The organism is Micrococcus sp. EYE_212 (genome assembly GCF_023147585.1).
Taxonomy (GTDB): Bacteria; Actinomycetota; Actinomycetes; order Actinomycetales; family Micrococcaceae; genus Micrococcus.
Genome location: NZ_JAHXOZ010000004.1, coordinates 19,628 through 38,922 on the forward strand (window position 1 = coordinate 19,628; position 19,295 = coordinate 38,922).

A 19,295-nucleotide genomic window follows, 5' to 3' on the forward strand; every position below is an offset into this window, starting at 1 on the left:
CGTCGGCGTCACGCACTGACCGTGAGACCGAAGGAGAGCCGTCATGGCTGAGAAGGACCCCCGCACCCACCTGCTCGAGAGGCTGGCCGACGTCCGTCTCGCCATGCTCACCACCTCTGAGGCCGACGGCCACCTCGTGACCCGCCCCATGGGCCTGCAGGAGGCCGAGCAGGACGGCACCCTGTGGTTCATGACCCGCGCGAGCTCCGACGTCGCCGACGAGGCCGCCCAGCGTCCCGTGAACGTGGCGGTCCAGGAGAAGTCCTTCTGGGCGTCCGTCTCCGGCCACGGCCAGGTGGTCCGTGACGACGAGCGCAAGAGGACGTACTGGAGCGCCGTCAACGAGTCCTTCTTCGGTGAGGGCTCGACGCCCGAGGATCCGCAGATCGTGCTCGTGGGCGTGGACGCCGAGTCCGCGCAGTACTGGGAATCCGCGGGCGCGGTGGCCACCGCGGTCGAGGTCGTGAAGGCCAAGGTCACCGGCGGCACCGCCGAGCCGGGCGACTCGACGACCGTGGAGTTCTGATCCGCTGAGGGGCGGATTCGGCAAGGCCCCGAGCTGGAGACCGACGACGGCGCCCCGCACCTCTGGGAGAAGAGGTGCGGGGCGCCGTCGGGTGCGGGTGCCCCCGTTCCACGAGTGCGAGTGACCGGGAAACCCGGTTTCGTCAGGGAAAGCGCCGGGGTCAGTCCTCGTCCTCGGCCGCGAGCTGGCCGCACGCGCCGTCGATCTCCTTGCCGCGGGTGTCGCGCAGCGTAGTGGGGATGCCGGCCGCGTTGAGGCGGTCGACGAACTCGCGGGTGACGTCCCGCTCCGAGGCGGTCCAGATGGAGCCCGGCGTCGGGTTCAGCGGGATGGGGTTCACGTGCACCCAGCCCTTGCCGCGCGCGTTGAGCTTCTTGGCCAGCAGGTCGGCGCGCCATGCGTGGTCGTTCATGTCCTTGATCAGCGCGTACTCGATGGACACGCGCCGGCCGGTCTTCACGAAGTAGTCGTAGGCGGCGTCGATGGCCTCGTCCGCCTTCCACCGCGAGTTCACGGGGATGAGCTCGTCGCGCAGCTCGTCGTCGGGGGCGTGGAGGGAGAGCGCGAAGGTGAGCGGGATGCCCTCCTCCGTCAGCTTGCGGATGGCCGGCACCAGGCCGACCGTGGAGAGCGTGACGTGCCGCGCGGACATCCCCAGGCCCTCGGGGGCCGGGTCCACCATGCGGCGCACCGAGGCGATGACCCGCTTGTAGTTGGCCAGCGGCTCGCCCATACCCATGAACACCACATTGGTGACGCGGTCGGCGTCGTGCCCGCCGTCCTTGCGCTTGCCGCCGAGGCCGCCCGCGGCGATCACCTGGTTGGCGCGGACGATCTGCTCGACGATCTCCGCCGTCGACATGTTGCGGGTGAGCCCCGCCTGGCCGGTGGCGCAGAACGGGCAGTTCATGCCGCAGCCGGCCTGGCTGGACACGCACAGCGTCACACGCCCCGGGTACCGCATGAGCACGGACTCCACGAGCGCGCCGTCGAACAGGCGCCACAGGAACTTGATCGTGTCCCCCCGGTCGGTCTCCATGCGGCGGACCTCGGTGAGCAGCGGCGGGAAGAACGCCTCGGCGATCGCCTCGCGCTTGTCCTTGGGCAGGTCCGTCATCTGCTCCGGGTCCGTGGTGAAGTGCTCGAAGTAGTGCACGGAGAGCTGCTTCGCGCGGAACGCGGGCAGGCCGATCTCCTTCGCCTTCTCCTGGCGCTCGGCCAGGGTGAGGTCGGCGAGGTGCTGCGGCGGCTGGGAGACCCGCGGCTGCTTGAACTGCAGCTGCGGGCGTCCGTCCGGGCCCATGGGCTGGACCCAGCCCTCGGTCTTGGGCATCACCTGGGGGCGCTCGGCGGCCGCGGCCTCGCGGCGCTTCGGCGCGGAGAGCTGGTGGCCGACCCCAGCGCGGTGCATGCGCTCGCGGTCCTCGGCGAGCTGGCGGGCCTCGGACTCGTCGATCATGCCGCGCTCGGGCCGTTTGAACGCGGGCTTGCCGGTGCGGTCCGTGCGATGGGCGGGGGCGGGCTTCGAGCCGGGGCGGCGGGGCTGGTAGTCAGACATCCCGTCCATTCTCCCAGACGGGGCGGCGGTCCCGGCGGGTCGGTTCACGACGACGTCGGCAGCCCCCGCACGATCCGGCGCGCCACCGCGCCCCGCCGGCCAGGACAGGGGCACCATGGCTGCGTTCACCTTTCGTTTACCTTGCGCCCGAGGTCTCACCGACCAGGGACCCATCGCCCGGATCCGCACGATTCCGGCATCTTCTGGACCTTGGAGGGACCTTCCGAGGGTTCGACGGACGCTCCGGACCACCGGCGAAGACTTGCCAAATCCCGCCGCCCGAGTAGGCTGGTTAACAAGTTGTTCACCTTTCGTTCACTTTGGAAGGGTGGGACACATCGATCCATCCGGCGGGGCCCGCCCCGCATCAGCCGCCGAGTGTCACGCCCGGCTCAGAGAGGAGTCATCCCCATGACCACCCCGAACACCGACCACCACCTGCCCACCGCCCCCAGCCCCCTGATGCAGCGCCATGTGCTGGCCCGCGTCGAGAACAAGCTCGCCCAGCGCTTCGCGGACGAGGTCCCCGCCGACGCCGTGCGCGCCACCGTCCGCGCGGTCGTCGCCGACCTCAAGGCCGAGGCCCGCTTGACCACGTTCCTGCCGGCCCTCGCCGAGCACGAGGCCGGCCGCCGCCTGCGCGAGGCCGCGCATGTCGCGGCCCACGGGGTCGCCCAGGCCGCCTGAGCCGCCTCGGGGTCAGCGGAGCCCGAGCGCCCGCCGCATCGGCTGGAGCTTCACGCCGACCTCCACGACCTCCTCCTCGGGCACCGCCCCGGGCACCATGCCGCCGCCGGCGTGCAGCCGGATCCCGCCGGGCACCTGCTGGCCGCAGCGCAGCGCGAGCGCGATCACGCCGTCGCCGGTCTCGTCCATCCACCCCACGGGCCCGGCGTAGCGGCCGCGGTCCACGGGCTCGACCTCGGCGATCAGCCGCACGGCCGCCTCTCGCGGCGTGCCGCCGACCGCCGCCGTCGGGTGCAGGGCCGCCACGACGTCCAGGACGGTGCCGCCCCCGTCCCGAAGCCGCCCGCGCACGGCCGTGGCCAGGTGGTGCACGTTGGGCAGGGTCAGCACGGTGGGCGCCGGATCCGCGTCCTCCAGCTCCACCACCGGTGCGAGGGCGTCCACCACCGATCGAGCAGCCCAGCGGTGCTCATGGCCGAGGCGCTCGTCCGCGGCGAGGCGGGCCCGCAGCGCGGCGTCCTCGGCCGCCGTCGCACCCCGCGGCAGGGAGCCGGCCAGCACGCGCGAGGAGACCTCGCCCGCGTGGCGCGTCGCGAGGATCTCCGGGGTGGCCCCCACGAGCCCGCCGACGGCGAACACCCACGTCTGCGGGTAGTCCGCCCGCAGCGCCTCGACCGCGCGCCACAGGTCTGCGTCCTCGGCCGGCACCGTCAACGTGCGGCTGATGACGACCTTCTCGAGCGGCTCCCGCCCGGCCCCGTCCCCGTGGCGCGCCAGGCGTTCCAGGACCTCCCGCACCCCGGCGGCATAGCCGACGTCGTCCCACGCGTGCTCCGCGGTGTCCGCGGGCAGGGGGAATTCCTCGCCTGTCAGCAGGCGCGCGTCCGGATCGGCGGCGGCGGCCGCGGCGAGCGCCGCGCCGTCCGCGTGCTGCTCGATGCCGCGCACCCCGTCCGCATCCGCCCGGGCGAGCCGCTCGGGCACGCGGAGGACGGCGGGCTCGGCGGAGTCGTCGGCGAAGGTCGAGGAGATCCAGCCGCGCACGGGCGCCGCGGGGTCCGGCCGTCCCGCGACGGCGGCCTGCCACAGCGCGGAGAGCCGGCGCAGCCGATCCCGCCCCGTCAGGAGCACCGTCCACCCGCCGGTGCCGCGCCATGCGACGTCCCCCTGCGCCCAGACCACCGCGTCTGCGAACGGCGAGGCGGCGGCGTCGAGCACGCCGGCCACGACCGGGCCGACGTCCGGGAGGGCGGATCGGGCACACATGGCGTCCATTCTCTCCCACGGCCGGGCCGTCGCGAACGGCCCCGCCCGGCCGCACCGCCGCCTCCTCGCAGACGCGATGCACTAGCGTGGAGGGGTTCGTTCGCCCCGCGTTCACCTCGAACGCCCGCCCACCCGAGGTCCTTCCCATGTGCCCCATCCCCCCGGATCCCGACGCCGCTCCCCGCGCCCCCGAGGACGGCGACCCGCTCGACGCCGTCGCCGACCAGCCCTCGGAGGCGGCGCCGCACGGGATGCCCGCCCGCGTGCTGGAGCGCGAGGCCGTGCGCCTGCACGCGCGGTACCCGGAGGTGGGCGACGTGGCGACGGCGCGCACCGTGCTGGCCGAGTCCTACGCCACGCTGTCCGCCACGAGCCGTCACCCGGAGATGCTCGCGACCACCTCGGTGCGCCACGCGGCCGACCGGCTGCGCGCCATGGCGATCGCGCAGGGCAGCATCGAGTCGCGCCACCCCCGCGTGCTCTTCGTGTGCCACGGCAACGCCGGCCGCTCGCAGATGGCCGCGGCCCTGCTGGAGAACCGCTCCGCCGGCGCGGTGAAGGCCCGCTCCGCCGGCACCTCCCCCGCGGGCGAGATCATCCCCACCGCGCTGGACGCCATGACCGAGGCGGGCATCCCCCTGCACCACGCCTACCCCAAGGGGCTGGACGAGGACGTCCTGCGGACGACCGAGCTGGTCGTGCTCTTCGACGGTGCGGACCCGTTCGAGATCCCCGCGGGCGCGGAGGTCCGCCGCTGGTCCGTCCCCTCCATCCGCGGCCTCGGAATCGAGCAGGTGCGGAGCGTGCGGGACGCCCTCGACCTCCAGGTGCGCGAGCTGATCGCCGACCTGGAGGAGCGGGCCGCCGCCTGAGCGTCGCCCCTGCCCTCCCCCACGGCCGCCCGGCCGCTCGCCGGGCGGCCGTTGCCGTCGCACGAGCCGGCGCGGAGGCGCGACGGGGTCGCGCGGCCACGGCGGCGCCGCGCAAGGACACACCGCGCGCGGCGGGATCGGCCCATGGACGGCATACCCCCATGGGGTATATGGTCCAGGGGTGAACAGCGAATCCGCCGGCACCTCCGCGTGCCACGCCGTCGACCCGTGCGAGGGCCCCGAGCCGCCCCACGCCGTCCACCGTGACAGGGACGCGCACCTGAAGCGGCTGCGCCGCATCGAGGGGCAGGTCCGCGGCATCCACCGCATGGTGGAGGAGGACGTGTACTGCATCGACGTCCTCACGCAGGTCGCCGCCGTCACCAAGGCCCTGCAGGCCCTGAGCCTCAACCTCACCTCGGAGCACCTGCGCCACTGCGTGGCGGAGGCCGCCGTGCAGGCGGAGGCGCAGGGCCGCACCGACCTCATCGACGAGAAGGTCGCGGAGGCCACGGCCGCCATCGGGCGGCTGCTGCGCTGACGCGCACCCCCGTCCGCGCCCTCACCGCCCAGACCTCAGACACCACCGGAACCACCGGAACCACCCACCCGAAGGAGCACCCCATGACCACCACCGACCTGAAGATCACCGGCATGACCTGCGGCCACTGCGTCGCGTCCGTGACGGAGGAGCTCGGCGAGCTCCCCGGCGTGACCGCCGTGGACGTGGACCTCGTCAAGGGCGGCGCGTCCACCGCCACCGTGACCTCCGAGTCCGACCTCGACCCCGCCGCCGTGCGCGCCGCCGTCGAGGAGGCCGGCTACCAGATCGTGGAGGGCTGACCCGTGACGGAGAATCGCACCCGTACGCCCGCGCAGGCCGCCGCCGAGGTGCTCAGCACCGGCGGGCGCCGCGTGGACCTCGACGTCTCCGGCATGACATGCGCCTCGTGCGTCGGCCGGGTGGAGCGCAAGCTCGGGAAGATCGACGGCGTCGAGGCCTCGGTGAACCTGCCCCTCGAGCGGGCCACCGTCACCGCGCCCGAGGGCGTGAGCGACGCCGAGCTGATCGCCGCCGTCGAGAAGGCCGGATACACGGCGCGGGTGCGCGATGACCCGCACGCGCGGCCCGCCGTCACCACGGCCCCCACCCCGGGCGCGGAGCCGACCGCGGACGCCGGCGCCATGGAGGACGCGGGGCACGCCGGAGGCCCCGCGGGTTCCAGCACCGGCCACCACGCAGCTCGCGGCGATCGCCCCGGCCACGCGGACCACGACCACGTGAACCACCTGGAGCACGGCCCGCGGGAGGACGTGCTGCGCCCACGGCTGATCGGGGCGGCCCTGCTGAGCCTGCCCGTCCTGCTGATCTCCATGGTCCCGGCGCTGCAGTTCCCGCACTGGGGCTGGGCGGCGCTCGCACTCTCCGCGCCGGTGGTGTTCTGGGCGGCCTGGCCGTTCCACTCCGCCGCCGTCCGCGCGGGCCGCCACGGCAGCTCCACCATGGACACCCTCGTGTCCGTGGGCGTGCTCGTCTCGTGGGGCTACTCCGCGATCGAGCTGCTGCTCGACCCGGGCATGACCGCCCACGTGGGCGGCGGCATGGCCGCGATGATGCACCACAGCCTCTACTTCGAGACCGCGGCGGTCATCACCACCTTCCTGCTGCTGGGCCGCTGGCTCGAGGCCCGCGCCAAGCGGGAGGCCGGCGCCGCCCTGCGCGCCCTCCTGGACCTCGGCGCGGCCCAGGCCACCCTGCTCCCCGGCTGGGACAGCGCCGACGACGGCGACGGCCCCTCCGGCGACCGCCTCGCCGAGCGCGTGGTCCCCGCAGAGCAGGTGAACCCCGGCGACGTCGTCGTGGTCCGCCCGGGCGAGAAGGTCCCCTCCGACGCGGTGGTGCTCGAGGGCGCCTCCGCCGTGGACGCCTCCCTGCTCACCGGCGAGTCCGTGCCCGTGGAGGTCGGCCCCGGGGACGAGGTCACGGGCGCCACCCTGAACACCTCCGGCCGCCTGATCGCACGCGTCACCCGCACCGGCGCGGACACGACGCTCGCCCAGATGGGCCGCCTCGTCTCGGACGCACAGACCGGCAAGGCCCGCGTCGCCCGCCTGGCGGACCGCATCTCGGCCGTGTTCGTGCCCGTCGTCCTGGCGCTGGCCGTGCTCACGTTCGCCGTGTGGCTGCTCGTCACCGGCGGCGACGTGGCCCCCGCCCTGCGTGCCGGCGTCGCCGTGCTGGTGATCGCGTGCCCGTGCGCGCTCGGCCTCGCCACCCCCGTGGGACTGCTGGCCGGCACCGGCCGCGCCTCCCAGCTGGGCATCCTCATCCGCGGCCCCGAAGTCCTCGAGGACACCCGCACGGTGGACACCCTCGTGCTGGACAAGACCGGCACCGTGACCGAGGGCCGCATGCGCCTGGCCGCCGTCCGCCCCGTCTCCGTGGACGAAGCGGGAGCCTCTCCAGACGCCTCCGTGCGCGGGACGGGAGCCCCCGGCGCCGCCGCGCACCCGGCCGAGGACCGCGTCCTCGCGCTCGCCGCGGCCGTGGAGACCGGCTCCGAGCACCCGATCGCCCGTGCGATCGTCGACGGCGCCCGCGAGCGCGGCCTCGATCTCGCCGCCGTGCAGGACTTCGCCTCCACCCCGGGCGGCGGCGTGACCGGCGTGGTCGAGGGCCGCCGCGTGGCCGTGGGACGTGGACCCGTGATCGACGACGCCCTCGGCGGCCCGATCCCCGCCGAGCACGCGGAGGCCTTCGCGGCCGCCGAGTCCGCCGGCGCCACCGCCGTGTGGGTGGCCGTGGACGGCCGGCTCGCCGGGATCGTCTCCGTGACGGACACCGTGAAGCCCTCCTCCGCGGCCGCGATCGCCCGGCTCAAGGACCTGGGCCTGCGCCCGCTGCTGGTGACCGGTGACAACGCCGCGGTGGCCGCCCAGGTGGGCGCCGCCGTCGGGATCGCACCCGAGGACGTGGTGGCCGGCGTCCGCCCCGAGGACAAGGTGGACGTGGTCCGCCGCCTGCAGGCCGAGGGCCGCGTGGTCGCCATGGTGGGCGACGGCGTCAACGACGCCCCCGCGCTCGCCGCCGCGGACATGGGGATCGCGATGGGCTCGGGGACGGACGTGGCCCGCGAGGCCGCGCAGATCACCGTGCTCGGCGACGACCTGGACCAGGTGGTGCAGGCGCTCGAGCTGAGCCGGAGGACTCTCGCCATCATCCGGATGAACCTGTTCTGGGCGTTCGCCTACAACGTGCTCGGCATCCCGATTGCGGCATTGGGCCTGCTGAACCCGATGATCGCCGGCGGCGCGATGGCGGCCTCGAGCGTGCTCGTGGTGCTGAACTCCCTGCGGCTCACGCGCTACGGGCGCTGAGCACCGGCTCAGTTCGGGACGGCGGCCGCGCGGGAGACCGCGAGCCACTCCTCGTGCTCGCCGGACTCCTCCCAGCGCTCGAACAGCTCGGAGGAGGCCGGCTCGCGCAGCACGACGCCGATCAGCTCGTGCAGGGTCAGGACGTCCTCGTCGGAGAACTGGGCCCGGAAGGTGGAGAGGTCCAGCTCGTCCGTGCCGGCGATCTCCTCGAGGGCGGCTGCCGCGGGGGCCTCGGAGTCGTCCGCCACCCGCAGGATCGCACCCATGGCGAGGAGCCGGGCGCCGGGGTCCGCGGGGATGAAGTCCTCATCCTCCTCCGAGCGGAAGGTGCCGCGGTACTCGTCGAGCCGGAAGGTCCCGTCCAGGACCTCGTCCACCAGCTCCTGCGCGGCGTCGTTCTCGAAGACGTGGATTCCCCAGGTGCTCATGGAGCAACACTAGGCCCGCCGCGCCGCCGGGGCCAGGACTCCGGCCGGTTCCCAGGGGTTCCTAGACTGGCCGCATGAGCACCGAGCCGACCCCCTCCGCGAGCCCCGAGACCCCCGCGACCTCCCCGTCCGAACAGAGCGAGCCGGGCGCATCGTCGTCGTCCGCCGCCCTGCCCCGTGCCGCGGCGCAGGCGGCGTGGCCCACGCGCGTCGAGGTCGGCGAGCGCCAGGTGGCCTACCGGCTCACCGTGGACGCCCCCGCCGAGGAGCTGTGGGCTGCGCTGGCCGACCCGCACCGGCACCACGAGGTGGACGGTTCGGGGACCGTGAAGCCGAAGGTCAGCGGGCCGCACCGGCTGGCCGTGGGCGACCGGTTCACCGTCGCCATGAAGAAGTACGGGGTGCCGTACCGGATGACGCTGACCACCACGGCCTCCGAGCCGGACCGCCTGATCGAGTGGGCGCACCCGGGCGGGCACCGCTGGCGCTGGGAGTTCCTGGACAACGGGGACGGCACCACGGAGGTCACCGAGATCTTCGACTACTCCTGGACGCGCCCCGCCGTGGGGAAGGCGCTCGAGACGCTGCGGCTCACCAAGGACAACGCCCGCGGCATCCAGGCCAGCCTCACGCGGCTGGCGGCCCGCCACCTCTGAGGGGCCCCCGTCGTCGTCGAAGGGGGGGGGTGGTCAGAAGGCGCCGTGCGCCGTCGTCCAGTGCGTGGCCGCCGGCGGCTCCGCCAGGTGCGGTGTGACGAGGGCACGCCAGGCCGGGAACGCGTCCGACTCGCGGAAGCCCACGGTGTGGTCCTCGAGGCGGCGCCACCCGATGATCAGCCGGTAGCACAGGGGGTCCTCCACCTGTCGGACCAGCTCGAAGGACGTGGCGTCCCTGTCCCGGAACAGCGCGGCGGCCTCGGCGACGGCGGTCTCGAATGCCTCCTCGGCACCCTCGGCCACGTGCAGCTCGACCATCTCGCGGACCGGCCCCGACGGCGTCGCGGCGCTCATGCGCGCGGCCTCGGGCTCGTGGAGTGGCCGGTGAACCAGGCGACGAGCTGGCCGTCCGCCTCGATGCGGACCTCGATCATGCGGTCCCGGCCGAACTCGACGGACTGTCGGGCGGTGGCGGTGAGCCGCGCGCCCAGGCGGGCCGGCGCCACGTAGGTGATCTCCGCGCGCCGGGTGACGGGAGCGGCGCCGAAGGTCGCCACGCAGTACGCCAGCGCCGAGTCCGCGAGGTGGAACAGGAAGCCGCCGTGGCAGATCTCGTGGGAGTTCACCATGTCCGCAGTGACGTCGCGGTGCAGCACCACGCGGCCCTCGGCCACCTCGCCGAGGGTGACGCCGTGCTCGCGCACCGCGGGGTCGTTCGCGTAGATCTCCTCGAGGCGGGCGAGGATCTCGTCCCGGCTCTGGCCGGGCGAGCTCTGGGGGGTCTCAGTCATGGGCCCATTGTGTCGCAGGCCGCTCCGCCCCGCACCTAGGGTGGCGGCGTGACGCAGACCACCTCCACCCTCGTGCGCCTCCGCGCCCGCGACGGCTTCGTGCTCGCGGCCCGCCACTTCGCCCCCACGACGACGGCGCCCCCGGCTTCGTCTGCCGGCACCGTGGTGATCGCCTCGGCGACCGGAGTGAAGGCCACGTACTACCGGCGCTACGCCGAGTTCCTCGCCGGCCACGGGTTCCACGCGGTCACGTTCGACTACCGGGGTGTCGGGGAGTCCCGTGAGCCGTTCGCCGTGGCCCGGCGGGCGCGCTGGGCGGACTGGGGCGCCCTCGACGCGGACGCCGTGCTCGGCTGGGCCCGGACGCACCTGCCCGGCCCCCTCCTGACGGTGGGTCACAGCTACGGCGGGTTCGGCGTCGGGCTGGCGGACGAGGCGCGGCATGTGGCCCGGCACGTGGCCGTGGGCGGGCAGCACGCCCACTGGCGGGACTACCGGGCGCGGCCGGGAAGGGCGCGGATGTGGGCGCGCTGGCACGCGGCGATGCCGGTGGTCACGCTTGCCCGCGGTCACTTCCCGGGGCAGCGGCTCGGCTGGCTCGAGGACCTGCCGCGCGGGGTCGCCCTGGACTGGGCGCGCAGCCGCCGCGACTTCACCGCGAGCGCCCGCACCGCCGCCGGCCGGGACGAGCTGCGCCGTCGTCTGGCCGCGTTCACGGCGGACGCGCTGATCGTGGCGCCCGTCGACGACGACTTCGGCACCGACGCCGCCCTCGATCGCGCGGGCGCCTACTCGCCGGGCCGGCGGACGGTGCGCTGGCGCGTGCGGCCGGAGGAGCTCGGTGTGGCGGAGATCGGGCACTTCGGGCTGTTCCACGCGCGGTTCGCGTCGACCTTCTGGCCGGCCACGCTGAAGTGGCTGCGCGACGGCGTCGCCCCGGCCGCGGCCCGCTGAGGCTCGGGCGTCGGGCGCGCTGCGGCCCGCCCCGTCCCCACGACGACGACGGCGGCCGCCCCGGCCCGGATCTCCGGGCGGGACGACCGCCGTCGCACTGGTGCGCGTGATGTATCGACACTACCCCGCGCCCAGCGGATGCCCAGGCGACACGTCAGTCCTGCATCGCGTAGTCGATGACGACGCGGCCCTCGATCTTGCCGTGGCGCATCTCCTCGAACACGTGCTCCGCCGCGAGCCAGACGTTTCTGCTGCAATCAGCGGCGGATCACGACCGAAACGTCTGGCTCACGGTGCGGGGGTGGGGAGGGGAGGAGGGGTGGGGCGGCGGGCAGCTCACGCGGCCGCGCCCGGCGTCCCCCCTCGTACACTCGGCGCATGCTCCCGGACCCCAGCCCCACCGTCACCGTGGACGGCCTCCTGCTGCGCCCGCTGCGCGCCGCGGACGAGATCGCGGCGCGCGAGGCGGACGCCGAGCTGCACCGGGAGGGGTTCGACTTCCTCCTCGGCGGGGCCACTCTCTCCTTCCCCGCGATCCGCCGCGCGTTCGCCGCCGAGGCGCGCGGCGACGTCGAACCCGGCCGGGTGCCCGCCTCCTTCTACGTGGGCGTGGACGAGGTGGGCGAGCTGGTGGGCCGGGTGTCCGTCCGATGGGAGCTGAACGAGGCGCTGCGCCACGTCAACGGACACGTGGGCTACGCGGTGCGCCCCGCGTTCCGGAGGCGGGGGCACGCCGCGCGCCTGCTGCGCGGCGCCCTGACGCTGCTGGCCGCGCGCGGGACGCCCACCGCCCTGCTCACCTGCGACGAGACGAACACCGCCTCCGTGGCCACGATCCGCGCGTGCGGGGGCGTGCTGCGGGACCGGGTCGAGACGGACCTCGACGGTGCGCCCTTCGACGTCCCGAAGCTGCGCTTCGACGTCCCCACGACGGCGGCCTGACCGGAGGGGCGGCGCGGACCGCGCCGCGCCGCCGGCCTCAGTACGCCTTGACGCGCTGCTCCACGATCAGGTGGATGAGCGCGAAGCGGCCCTCCTCCTGCACGGCTTTCAGGGCGGCCTCGACGGCCGCGGGCACGTCCGCGTCCCGCTCCACGCGCACGCCGAACCCGCCGAACGCCTGCGCCATCTGCGCGAAGTCCGGGTTCTTCAGCTGCGTGCCGGAGATGCGCTCGGGGTACTGCTTCTCCTGGTGGGTGCGGATGGTGCCGTACTCCTGGTTGTCCATGACGATCACGAGGGGCGTGGCGCCGTACTGCGCGGCGGTCGCCAGCTCCTGGCCGTTCATGAGGAACTCGCCGTCGCCGGCGATGGTCACCACGGTGCGGTCCGGGAAGTTCAGGGACGCGGCCACGGCGCCCGGCACCGAGTAGCCCATGGAGCCGTTGCGGGCCGAGATCATGGCGCGGTAGCCCTCGGTCGGGAAGTACCGGTGCGCCCAGTTGGTGTGCTCACCCGCGCCGAGGGAGACCATCGAGTCCTTCGGCAGCTTCGGCACCAGGTTGGCCATGAGCGTGGCCATCCTCGCCTGACCCTCGGACGGCTCGGCCGGGGGCAGGGCCGCGAACTTCTCCTGCTCGCCGCGCATGCGGGCGGTCCACTCCTCCCACTCCGGCTTGACCTCGAGCTCCATGCGGACGAGGTCGCGGACGAACACGTCCGGCTTCGCGACGATCTGGTGGGACACGGGACCGGAGCGGCCGCGCAGCGAGGGGTCGATGGTGACGAGGAAGTTCTTCTTGTCCCAGTTCTGGCGGATCGTGAAGCCGTTGGTCACGACGTCGCCGGGCACGGTGCCCACGAAGACGATGAGGTCGGTCTCCTCGAGCAGGTCGTAGGTGGGCTTGGGGCGGCCGTAGCCGATGGGCCCCACGTAGGAGGGCGAGGAGAACGGCACGGTGCCCTCGGTGCGCCACTCGGCGGCGGCCGGGATCTTGTGGTCCTCGAGCCACTGGGTGAGCTGCTGGGCGCCCTCGTCCGTGAAGTCGTTGCCGCCGGTGATGAACAGGGGCTTCTTCGACTCCTTCAGCGCCGCGTGCAGGGACTTCCAGTCCTCCACCGGCATGCCGCCCGGGGCCACGGGGATCTGCGGGTGCACGTGATCCTCGACCTCGACGCGGATGACGTCCTCCGGCAGGCCGACGACGACGGGCCCAGGGCGCCCGGAGGACGCGGCGAACATCGCCTCGGCCACGATCTCGGAGGCGCGCTCGGGGTGGTCCAGGACCATGACGCGCTTGGCGCCGCTGCCGAACCAGGCGTGCGGGTCGAACTCCTGGAAGGCCTCGCGGTCTCGGTGCTCGAACGGGATGAGGCCCACGAACAGCACCATGGCGGTGGAGTCCTGCCACGCGGTGTGCAGACCGACGTGGGCGTTCGCGGCGCCGGGACCGCGGGTCACCATGGCGACGCCGGGCACCTCGTTCATCTTGCCCTCGGCCTCGGCCATGTAGGTGGCCCCGCCCTCATGGCGGCACACCACGTTCTCGATCCCCGAGTCGTGCAGGCCGTCGAGGACGTCGAGGTAGGACTCACCGGGCACGGTGAACACGCGCTTCACGCCGTGCGACTCCAGGGTCTTCACGATCACGTGGCCGGCGCTCAGTCGCTCGGCGGCCTCGGGGTTCTGCGTCATGGGGGCTCCTGTCGGCGTGCTCCGGGAGCGCCCTCGCACCCCGGTCGGTCCGGCCCCGGCACTGGGATCGAGGGGCCTGCGGTCACAGTAGTTGACGACGCGCGGGCCGGGGAGGCGTGCCACGCGGTGTGACGTGGCACTCCCCCGTACAGTTGGCCCATGCTCTCCGCCCGCACCCTCACCCTGCTCTCCTCGATCGCCGCGTTCCTCAACACCGCGCCCGGCCCGCGAGGCGGTGCCGAGCAGCCCGAACGCCTGACCGCCGGCGCCCAGCTCGCCGACCTCGTCCCGGCCCTGCAGGAGGGCGACGCCCGCCTGCGCGTGGCCGCGGCCGCCGTCGTGCGCGCGAAGGACCTGCGCGAGCGCCTCACCTCCGCCTGGGCGCTGGCCGCCACGAACGAGGCCGCCGCCACCGAGGGCGTCAACGAGCTGCTGGCCACGGTCGGCCCCCTGCGCCTCGTGGCCGGGGAGGAGGCCGTGGACTTCGCGCCCGCGGACACCCCGTCCGACGCCGTCGAGCGCCTCACCGCGCTGGCCGCCCTCGCGATGGCCGAGGCCGCCGTCGACGGCGAGCTCTCCCGCCTGCGCGTGTGCGCGGGCGAGGACTGCGAGAACGCGCTCGTGGACGCCAGCCGCAACCGCTCCAAGCGCTTCTGCGACGCCGCCAACTGCGCCAACCGCACGCACGTGCGCAGCTACCGCGCGCGCCTGGCCGAGGAGACGGCGGAGACCCCGGCGCCCGAGGCGGGCGGGAAGGCGGAGCCCGTGAAGGAGGACGCCCCGGTCGAAGAGCCCGTGAAGGCCGAGGAGGGCAAGGCCGAGAAGAAGGCGGCCAAGGAGGCCGAGAAGAAGGCCCGCAAGAAGGCGGAGAAGAAGGCGGCCAAGGAGGCCGAGAAGGCCGCCAAGAAGGACAAGAAGGCGAAGAAGGACACGGAGAAGTCCGACGACTGACGCCCGTCTGAACTCCCGGTGACGGGGCGCGCGGCCCCTTCTGCGCGGCGCGGGTCGCCCCTACGCTGGCGCCCATGAGCGACCAGCGCGACCCGGCCCCCTCCCCCGCCCCGTCCCCGTGGGCGGTCAGCGACCCCGGCGTCCCCGCCCACCGCAAGGTCGGCGTGGTGGGAGCCGGCGGCGTCGGGACGGCGATCGCGTACGCCACCCTGATCCGCGGCGTGGCCCGCGAGGTCGCGCTCTACGACATCGACGAGCCCAAGGTGCGCGCCGAGGTCCTCGACCTCGCCCATGGCACGCCCTTCACCTCCGCGGACGCGATGACCGGCGGGGCGGACCCCGCGGTGCTGGCGGAGGCGGAGATCGTGGTGGTCACGGCCGGCGCGAAGCAGAAGCCGGGCCAGACCCGCCTGGACCTGGCCGAGCGCAACGTGGCGATCCTGCACGACCTGCTCCCCCGGGTGCAGGCCGCGGCGCCGGACGCGCTCATCGTGCTGGTGACCAACCCCGTGGACGTCCTCACCCTCGTGGCGCAGCGGATCACGGGGCTGCCCGCCGGACGGGTGATCGGCTCCGGCACCCTCCTGGACACCTCACGCCTGCGCTGGCTGCTGGCGGGTCGGGCGGGGGTGCACACGTCGTCGGTGCACGCGTCCATCCTGGGCGAGCACGGGGACACGGAGTTCCCGGCGTGGAGCTCCGCGCGGATCGGGCCGATGCCCATCCTCGAGTGGCCCGACGCCGCCGCGCCGCTCTTCTCGCTCGCGGACCTGGACGCCATCGCCCACACCGTCACGAACGCGGCCTACGAGGTGATCCAGGGCAAGGGCGCCACCACCTACGCGGTGGGCGTCGCGACGACGCGCCTGCTCGAGGCGGTCCTGCGGGACCAGCACGCCATCCTGCCGGTCTCCACGGTGCTCGACGGCCCCCACGGGCTGCACGACGTCGCGCTCTCGCTGCCGGCCGTCGTCGGGCGGGCGGGGGTGGAGCGGGTCATCCCGCTCGAACTGGACGCGGCCGAGACCGCGAAGCTGCAGGCCTCGGCCGCCGCGCTGCGGGCGACGGCGGCGCGGTTCGGCTTCTGAGGGGCGGTCCGGCTTGTGAGGCGCGGGCGGGGGTCCTCCAGCCGGCGAGCTCAGCCCTGCGGCCCACGCTCCTTGGCGGCGCGCTCGGCGGCCGCCTTGGCGCGGCGCTCGGCGGCCGCCTTGCGGAAGGTCTCCTCGGAGGAGAGGTTCACGCCGGAGCCATGGGAGAGGCGCGGCGGATTCTCGCGGGTGGAGAGCTGCAGCATGGCGACCACCACGAGCGAGGTCATGAAGAACACGCCGAAGGCGATGAGGCCGATGTCCACGCGCAGCGGGTTCGAAGTGCCCCCCGAGGCGGTGAGGGCGGCGATGACGCCGCCGACGAGGCCGAGCACGGCGGAGAAGATCAGCGGGCCCTTGACCGTGGTGCGCAGCCCGCCGCGTGCCGGACGGCCGGCACCGGTGCCGGCGCGGTCGTGGGACGGACGGGGGGACGGTGCGCTCACGGTGCGCCTCCTACGGGCTCGGGTGGCGTGCGCGCGGGCGCACGGGGGTGACGGCGACGTCGGCCCGGGCGGGATCCTCCCCGCGGGCACGACGACGGGCCGCCCTCAGTCTACGCCGGGTGGCCGAGCCGGCTCAGAGGCCGCGGGCGCTACCGCGATCCCGGCGCACCTCGTGGTGGAAGCCGAGTCCGGAGATGAGCAGGAGGACGCCGATGATGATGGCGCCGCCGCCCACGATGCCGAGCTGGCCGTGGGGGTTGAGCCCCTGAAGGGCGCCGACCGCGAGGCCCAGACCGGAGAGCAGGCCCACGGCGCCCGTCCAGAGCTGGTCCCGGGCGGGGATGAACTCCCGGCGGTGCCGGGCCCACGCCACGAGCTCGGCCGCGCCGCCGGCCACGAGTGCGACCGCGACGGTGACGCCGATGGCCGAGGGAGAGCCCAGGAAGAGCATGACGATGGTCCCCAGCATCCACGCCGCGGCGGCGAGGGAGAGCGGGGAGCGCATGGCCACGGGCACGGGTTCGCGGCGCAGATACTCCCACATCGCGGAGCCGGAGAACACCAGGTAGAGCGCGAAGGCCACCTTCATCCAGGTGACGCCGGGGTTCGGCACGAACACGGTGGACAGGCCGAACACGAGCGCGACGACGGCGCGGACGAGGATCGGCTTGAACACCACGGAGGAGATCTCGAGGGGGGTGGTCACGGCAGGCACCGCATCAGTCTAGGCGCGGTCGTCCCGGGGGCGCGGGGACGGGGCGTGAGGAGGGGGCGCGGGCGACCGTGCCGCTGTCGGGGCTCAGCCCGTCCCGAGCCTCATCCACGCGCCGCCCCGGGCGCGCAGGCCCAGGGTGAGCGCGCGCATGCCGAGGTACACGACGCCGAAGCCGACCCACAGCGCCACGACCCGCGTGCCGGCGTCGGGGGCGGAGAGCAGGGGTCCGGAGCGGGCCAGGAGCCACAGCACGGGGGCGTAGACGGCGAGGTTCACCAGCCCCGCGAGCGCGAGGTAGCGCGCGTCCCCGGCGCCGATGAGCACGCCGTCCAGGACGAACACGAACCCGGCGAGCGGCTGCGTGATCGCGAGGACCCAGAGGCCGGCGGTCGCGGCGGCCTGGACCGCGGGGTCGGCGGTGAAGAGGGAGGGCAGCCACGGCGCGACGGCGGCCAGCGCCACGCCGGTGAGCAGGCCGAAGCCCAGCGACCAGCGGACCATGACCGCGGTGAGGCGGCGGGCGGCGTCGGGACGGGAGGCGCCGAGCTCCGCGCCGATGAGGGACTGCGCCGCGATGGCCAGGGCGTCGAGGGCGAACGCGAGCGTGGAGAACAGCGTGAAGACGAGCTGGTGCGCGGCGAGCACGGTCTCCCCCGCGCCGGTGGCCGCGACCACGGTCAGCAGGATCGCGGCGCGCAGGCTGGCGGTGCGCAGCAGCAGCCACGAGCCGACCTGCGCCGTGGCCCGCATGCCGGCCGCCGTCGGGAGCCAGCCGGTGCCGGCTCGCCGGAAGCGGGGCGCGAGCACCACGAGGTAGGCGGCGAGCATGGCCCACTGGACGATCGAGGTGCCGAGCGCGGAGCCGGCGACGCCCATGCCCGCCCCGTAGACGAGGGCGAGGTTGAGGCCGATGTTCGCGGCGAACCCCACCCCGGCGACGACGAGCGGGGTCACCGTGTCCTGCAGTCCCCGCAGGACACCGGTGGCGGCCAGGACCGCCAGGAGCGCGGGCAGTCCGGGCATGGACCAGCGCAGGTAGGCGACGGCGTGGGCCTGCACCTCGCCTGTGGCGCCGAGCGCTCCGGTCAGGGCGGGGGCGGCGGCCCAGCCGAGCACCCCGAGGACCGCGCCGAGCAGGAGGCCGAGCCCGACGCCGTCGCGGCCGCGGGACATGGCCGAGGCGAGGTCCCCCGCCCCGACCAGGCGGGCGACGGCGGGTGTGGTGGCGTAGGCGAGGAAGATGAGCAGCCCGGCGGCGGTGTGCAGGACGGTGGTGCCGATGCCCGCGCCCGCGAGCTGCGCCGTGCCGAGGTGTCCGACGATCGCGGTGTCCGCGAGGAGGAACAGCGGCTCCGCGATGAGCGCGCCGAACGCGGGGACCGCCAGCGCGAGGATGCGGCGGGCGAGGGGGCGGGAATCCCTCATCCGACGAGCGCGGTGAGGAACGGCAGGAACGCGGTGGGCGCCACGGGCTGGGGGACCTCGGGCAGGAGGGGGGCCACGAGGTAGAGCATGGCGATCGCGATGCCGTTGTTGGTCATGTGCAGGAGCACCGCGTACCCGAACGACTTCCCCATGAGGATGTAGGACACCGTGATGGCGACCGCGAGGGTCACGTACGGGATGGTCTCCACGAGGTCGAAGTCCCCGCCCGTGCCGAGGAAGTGCAGCAGCGTGAACGCCAGGATGGACACCACGGCGCACACCCACACGTTCACGTAGCGCGACAGCTTGCCCACCAGCAGGTGGCGGAAGAGGTACTCCTCCACGAGCGGGGCGGCGACCACCGTCATCAGGACCATGAGCAGCGGCGGGGCCTGCGTGGTCATCTCCTCGAGGGCGGCCTGGTTGGCGCTGGTCTGGGCCTGGCCGAGCAGGCTAAGGACCAGCACGTTCACGACGATGCACGCGAACCAGGTGGCCGGCAGCAGCAGGATCTTCCACCACGTGCCCGTGCGGAACACGCGCAGCGAGGTGACGAGCGGGCGCCACGCGACGGCGACCACGAGCAGGACGAGAACGGCGTAGCTGAGCAGGTTCACCCGGAAGGCGTCCAGGACCTGGAAGTCCTCCTGGTTGGCCGGGACGAGGTCCAGCGCGATGGCCGCGAAGAGGCCGAGCCCCAGGATCATGAGCGCCCCGTAGGCGAGCACCACCGCGAGATCGCCCCAGTGGAAGCGGCCGGGGGTCCAGTCGGGGGTGGTCCGGGCCGCGGGGGCGGGGCGGCCGGGCCAGCCTGAGGGCGGCCAGCCGGCGGGCGGGGCGGGGGGAAGGCTCATGGCGGCCACGCTACCAACGGGGGCGGACGCGGGGACGGATACCCGAGCGGCCACCGGAGCGCACG

At 74.3% G+C, this 19,295-nt stretch carries 21 protein-coding genes; 11 read left to right on the forward strand and 10 right to left on the reverse strand.

Going from position 1 to position 19,295, the window contains the following annotated elements:
* Positions 1 to 43 precede the first annotated feature (43 nt).
* Positions 44 to 526, forward strand: a complete 483-nt coding sequence (locus KZX60_RS03820; protein WP_248115713.1) for a pyridoxamine 5'-phosphate oxidase family protein — start codon at positions 44 to 46, stop codon at positions 524 to 526.
* Positions 527 to 686: 160 nt separating this feature from the next.
* Here the strand turns inward: KZX60_RS03820 and rlmN are convergent, their stop codons facing one another.
* The gene (gene rlmN / locus KZX60_RS03825) at positions 687 to 2,084 is read right to left on the reverse strand and encodes a 23S rRNA (adenine(2503)-C(2))-methyltransferase RlmN (RefSeq protein ID WP_248115714.1); all 1,398 of its coding nucleotides are present in this window, start codon (positions 2,082 to 2,084) and stop codon (positions 687 to 689) included.
* Between the two features lie 411 nt (positions 2,085 to 2,495).
* Between rlmN and KZX60_RS03830 the strand changes: the two genes are divergently transcribed.
* On the forward strand, positions 2,496 to 2,771 hold the full coding sequence (locus KZX60_RS03830; RefSeq protein WP_248115715.1) for a hypothetical protein: 276 nt from the start codon (positions 2,496 to 2,498) through the stop codon (positions 2,769 to 2,771).
* A 12-nt stretch (positions 2,772 to 2,783) separates the two neighbouring features.
* On the opposite strand, the gene KZX60_RS03835 is transcribed toward KZX60_RS03830, so the two are convergent.
* Positions 2,784 to 4,037 carry a chorismate-binding protein gene (locus tag KZX60_RS03835; RefSeq protein ID WP_248115716.1) on the reverse strand — a complete coding sequence of 418 codons (1,254 nt, stop codon included), beginning with the start codon at positions 4,035 to 4,037 and terminating at the stop codon, positions 2,784 to 2,786.
* Positions 4,038 to 4,183: 146 nt separating this feature from the next.
* Between KZX60_RS03835 and KZX60_RS03840 the strand changes: the two genes are divergently transcribed.
* From KZX60_RS03840 to KZX60_RS03855, 4 genes are all read left to right on the forward strand, one after another.
* Entirely contained in the window at positions 4,184 to 4,909 is a 726-nt protein-coding gene (locus KZX60_RS03840; RefSeq protein ID WP_248115717.1) for a protein-tyrosine-phosphatase, read from the forward strand.
* 181 nt (positions 4,910 to 5,090) lie between these two features.
* Positions 5,091 to 5,450, forward strand: a complete 360-nt coding sequence (locus KZX60_RS03845) for a metal-sensitive transcriptional regulator (protein ID WP_248115718.1) — start codon at positions 5,091 to 5,093, stop codon at positions 5,448 to 5,450.
* An 83-nt stretch (positions 5,451 to 5,533) separates the two neighbouring features.
* On the forward strand, positions 5,534 to 5,752 hold the full coding sequence (locus tag KZX60_RS03850) for a heavy-metal-associated domain-containing protein (RefSeq protein ID WP_248115719.1): 219 nt from the start codon (positions 5,534 to 5,536) through the stop codon (positions 5,750 to 5,752).
* Between the two features lie 48 nt (positions 5,753 to 5,800).
* Complete coding sequence (locus KZX60_RS03855) at positions 5,801 to 8,287, forward strand: heavy metal translocating P-type ATPase (protein ID WP_298710225.1); 2,487 nt, start codon at positions 5,801 to 5,803, stop codon at positions 8,285 to 8,287.
* A gap of 8 nt (positions 8,288 to 8,295) precedes the next feature.
* Here the strand turns inward: KZX60_RS03855 and KZX60_RS03860 are convergent, their stop codons facing one another.
* Positions 8,296 to 8,715 carry a DUF4259 domain-containing protein gene (locus KZX60_RS03860; RefSeq protein WP_248115720.1) on the reverse strand — a complete coding sequence of 140 codons (420 nt, stop codon included), beginning with the start codon at positions 8,713 to 8,715 and terminating at the stop codon, positions 8,296 to 8,298.
* A gap of 74 nt (positions 8,716 to 8,789) precedes the next feature.
* Here KZX60_RS03860 and KZX60_RS03865 point away from each other — a divergent pair, with 74 nt between their 5' ends.
* Complete coding sequence (locus KZX60_RS03865) at positions 8,790 to 9,371, forward strand: SRPBCC family protein (RefSeq protein ID WP_248115721.1); 582 nt, start codon at positions 8,790 to 8,792, stop codon at positions 9,369 to 9,371.
* A gap of 33 nt (positions 9,372 to 9,404) precedes the next feature.
* Here the strand turns inward: KZX60_RS03865 and KZX60_RS03870 are convergent, their stop codons facing one another.
* A complete protein-coding gene (locus KZX60_RS03870) occupies positions 9,405 to 9,725 on the reverse strand; it encodes an antibiotic biosynthesis monooxygenase (RefSeq protein ID WP_248115722.1) in 321 nt (106 codons plus the stop codon).
* Entirely contained in the window at positions 9,722 to 10,162 is a 441-nt protein-coding gene (locus KZX60_RS03875; RefSeq protein WP_248115723.1) for a hotdog fold thioesterase, read from the reverse strand. The genes KZX60_RS03870 and KZX60_RS03875 overlap by 4 nt, the downstream gene beginning before the upstream one ends.
* Before the next feature lie 48 nt (positions 10,163 to 10,210).
* On the opposite strand from KZX60_RS03875, the gene KZX60_RS03880 reads away from it, so the two are divergent.
* On the forward strand, positions 10,211 to 11,116 hold the full coding sequence (locus KZX60_RS03880; protein WP_248115724.1) for an alpha/beta fold hydrolase: 906 nt from the start codon (positions 10,211 to 10,213) through the stop codon (positions 11,114 to 11,116).
* A 378-nt stretch (positions 11,117 to 11,494) separates the two neighbouring features.
* Entirely contained in the window at positions 11,495 to 12,058 is a 564-nt protein-coding gene (locus tag KZX60_RS03885) for a GNAT family N-acetyltransferase (RefSeq protein ID WP_248115725.1), read from the forward strand.
* A 37-nt stretch (positions 12,059 to 12,095) separates the two neighbouring features.
* Here the strand turns inward: KZX60_RS03885 and KZX60_RS03890 are convergent, their stop codons facing one another.
* Positions 12,096 to 13,751 carry a thiamine pyrophosphate-dependent enzyme gene (locus tag KZX60_RS03890; protein WP_248115726.1) on the reverse strand — a complete coding sequence of 552 codons (1,656 nt, stop codon included), beginning with the start codon at positions 13,749 to 13,751 and terminating at the stop codon, positions 12,096 to 12,098.
* A 159-nt stretch (positions 13,752 to 13,910) separates the two neighbouring features.
* Here KZX60_RS03890 and KZX60_RS03895 point away from each other — a divergent pair, with 159 nt between their 5' ends.
* A complete protein-coding gene (locus tag KZX60_RS03895) occupies positions 13,911 to 14,702 on the forward strand; it encodes a CGNR zinc finger domain-containing protein (RefSeq protein ID WP_248115727.1) in 792 nt (263 codons plus the stop codon).
* A 74-nt stretch (positions 14,703 to 14,776) separates the two neighbouring features.
* Entirely contained in the window at positions 14,777 to 15,790 is a 1,014-nt protein-coding gene (locus KZX60_RS03900; RefSeq protein ID WP_248115728.1) for an L-lactate dehydrogenase, read from the forward strand.
* A gap of 50 nt (positions 15,791 to 15,840) precedes the next feature.
* Here KZX60_RS03900 and KZX60_RS03905 read toward each other — a convergent pair whose 3' ends face one another.
* The 4 genes from KZX60_RS03905 to KZX60_RS03920 all read right to left on the reverse strand — a co-directional run bounded on the left by KZX60_RS03905 (position 15,841) and on the right by KZX60_RS03920 (position 19,230).
* Positions 15,841 to 16,236, reverse strand: a complete 396-nt coding sequence (locus KZX60_RS03905; protein WP_248115729.1) for a hypothetical protein — start codon at positions 16,234 to 16,236, stop codon at positions 15,841 to 15,843.
* A gap of 133 nt (positions 16,237 to 16,369) precedes the next feature.
* Entirely contained in the window at positions 16,370 to 16,951 is a 582-nt protein-coding gene (locus tag KZX60_RS03910; protein WP_248115730.1) for a hypothetical protein, read from the reverse strand.
* 84 nt (positions 16,952 to 17,035) lie between these two features.
* Positions 17,036 to 18,376, reverse strand: coding sequence for an MATE family efflux transporter (locus KZX60_RS03915; protein WP_248115731.1), 1,341 nt, complete (start codon positions 18,374 to 18,376; stop codon positions 17,036 to 17,038).
* Positions 18,373 to 19,230, reverse strand: a complete 858-nt coding sequence (locus KZX60_RS03920; protein WP_248115732.1) for a type II CAAX endopeptidase family protein — start codon at positions 19,228 to 19,230, stop codon at positions 18,373 to 18,375. Before KZX60_RS03920 ends, KZX60_RS03915 begins: the two co-directional genes overlap by 4 nt.
* Between the last annotated feature and the right edge of the window lie 65 nt (positions 19,231 to 19,295).

Bases quoted from the DNA above. Each gene is read 5' to 3' on its own strand.
- rlmN (WP_248115714.1), bottom strand. From the start codon at position 2,084: ATGTCTGACTACCAGCCCCGCCGCCCCGGCTCGAAGCCCGCCCCCGCC.
- KZX60_RS03885 (WP_248115725.1), top strand. From the start codon at position 11,495: ATGCTCCCGGACCCCAGCCCCACCGTCACCGTGGACGGCCTCCTGCTG.
- KZX60_RS03865 (WP_248115721.1), top strand. From the start codon at position 8,790: ATGAGCACCGAGCCGACCCCCTCCGCGAGCCCCGAGACCCCCGCGACC.
- KZX60_RS03830 (WP_248115715.1), top strand. From the start codon at position 2,496: ATGACCACCCCGAACACCGACCACCACCTGCCCACCGCCCCCAGCCCC.
- KZX60_RS03860 (WP_248115720.1), bottom strand. From the start codon at position 8,715: ATGAGCACCTGGGGAATCCACGTCTTCGAGAACGACGCCGCGCAGGAG.
- KZX60_RS03920 (WP_248115732.1), bottom strand. From the start codon at position 19,230: ATGAGCCTTCCCCCCGCCCCGCCCGCCGGCTGGCCGCCCTCAGGCTGG.
- KZX60_RS03820 (WP_248115713.1), top strand. From the start codon at position 44: ATGGCTGAGAAGGACCCCCGCACCCACCTGCTCGAGAGGCTGGCCGAC.
- KZX60_RS03840 (WP_248115717.1), top strand. From the start codon at position 4,184: ATGTGCCCCATCCCCCCGGATCCCGACGCCGCTCCCCGCGCCCCCGAG.
- KZX60_RS03900 (WP_248115728.1), top strand. From the start codon at position 14,777: ATGAGCGACCAGCGCGACCCGGCCCCCTCCCCCGCCCCGTCCCCGTGG.
- KZX60_RS03850 (WP_248115719.1), top strand. From the start codon at position 5,534: ATGACCACCACCGACCTGAAGATCACCGGCATGACCTGCGGCCACTGC.
- KZX60_RS03890 (WP_248115726.1), bottom strand. From the start codon at position 13,751: ATGACGCAGAACCCCGAGGCCGCCGAGCGACTGAGCGCCGGCCACGTG.
- KZX60_RS03895 (WP_248115727.1), top strand. From the start codon at position 13,911: ATGCTCTCCGCCCGCACCCTCACCCTGCTCTCCTCGATCGCCGCGTTC.
- KZX60_RS03915 (WP_248115731.1), bottom strand. From the start codon at position 18,376: ATGAGGGATTCCCGCCCCCTCGCCCGCCGCATCCTCGCGCTGGCGGTC.
- KZX60_RS03870 (WP_248115722.1), bottom strand. From the start codon at position 9,725: ATGAGCGCCGCGACGCCGTCGGGGCCGGTCCGCGAGATGGTCGAGCTG.
- KZX60_RS03835 (WP_248115716.1), bottom strand. From the start codon at position 4,037: ATGTGTGCCCGATCCGCCCTCCCGGACGTCGGCCCGGTCGTGGCCGGC.
- KZX60_RS03875 (WP_248115723.1), bottom strand. From the start codon at position 10,162: ATGACTGAGACCCCCCAGAGCTCGCCCGGCCAGAGCCGGGACGAGATC.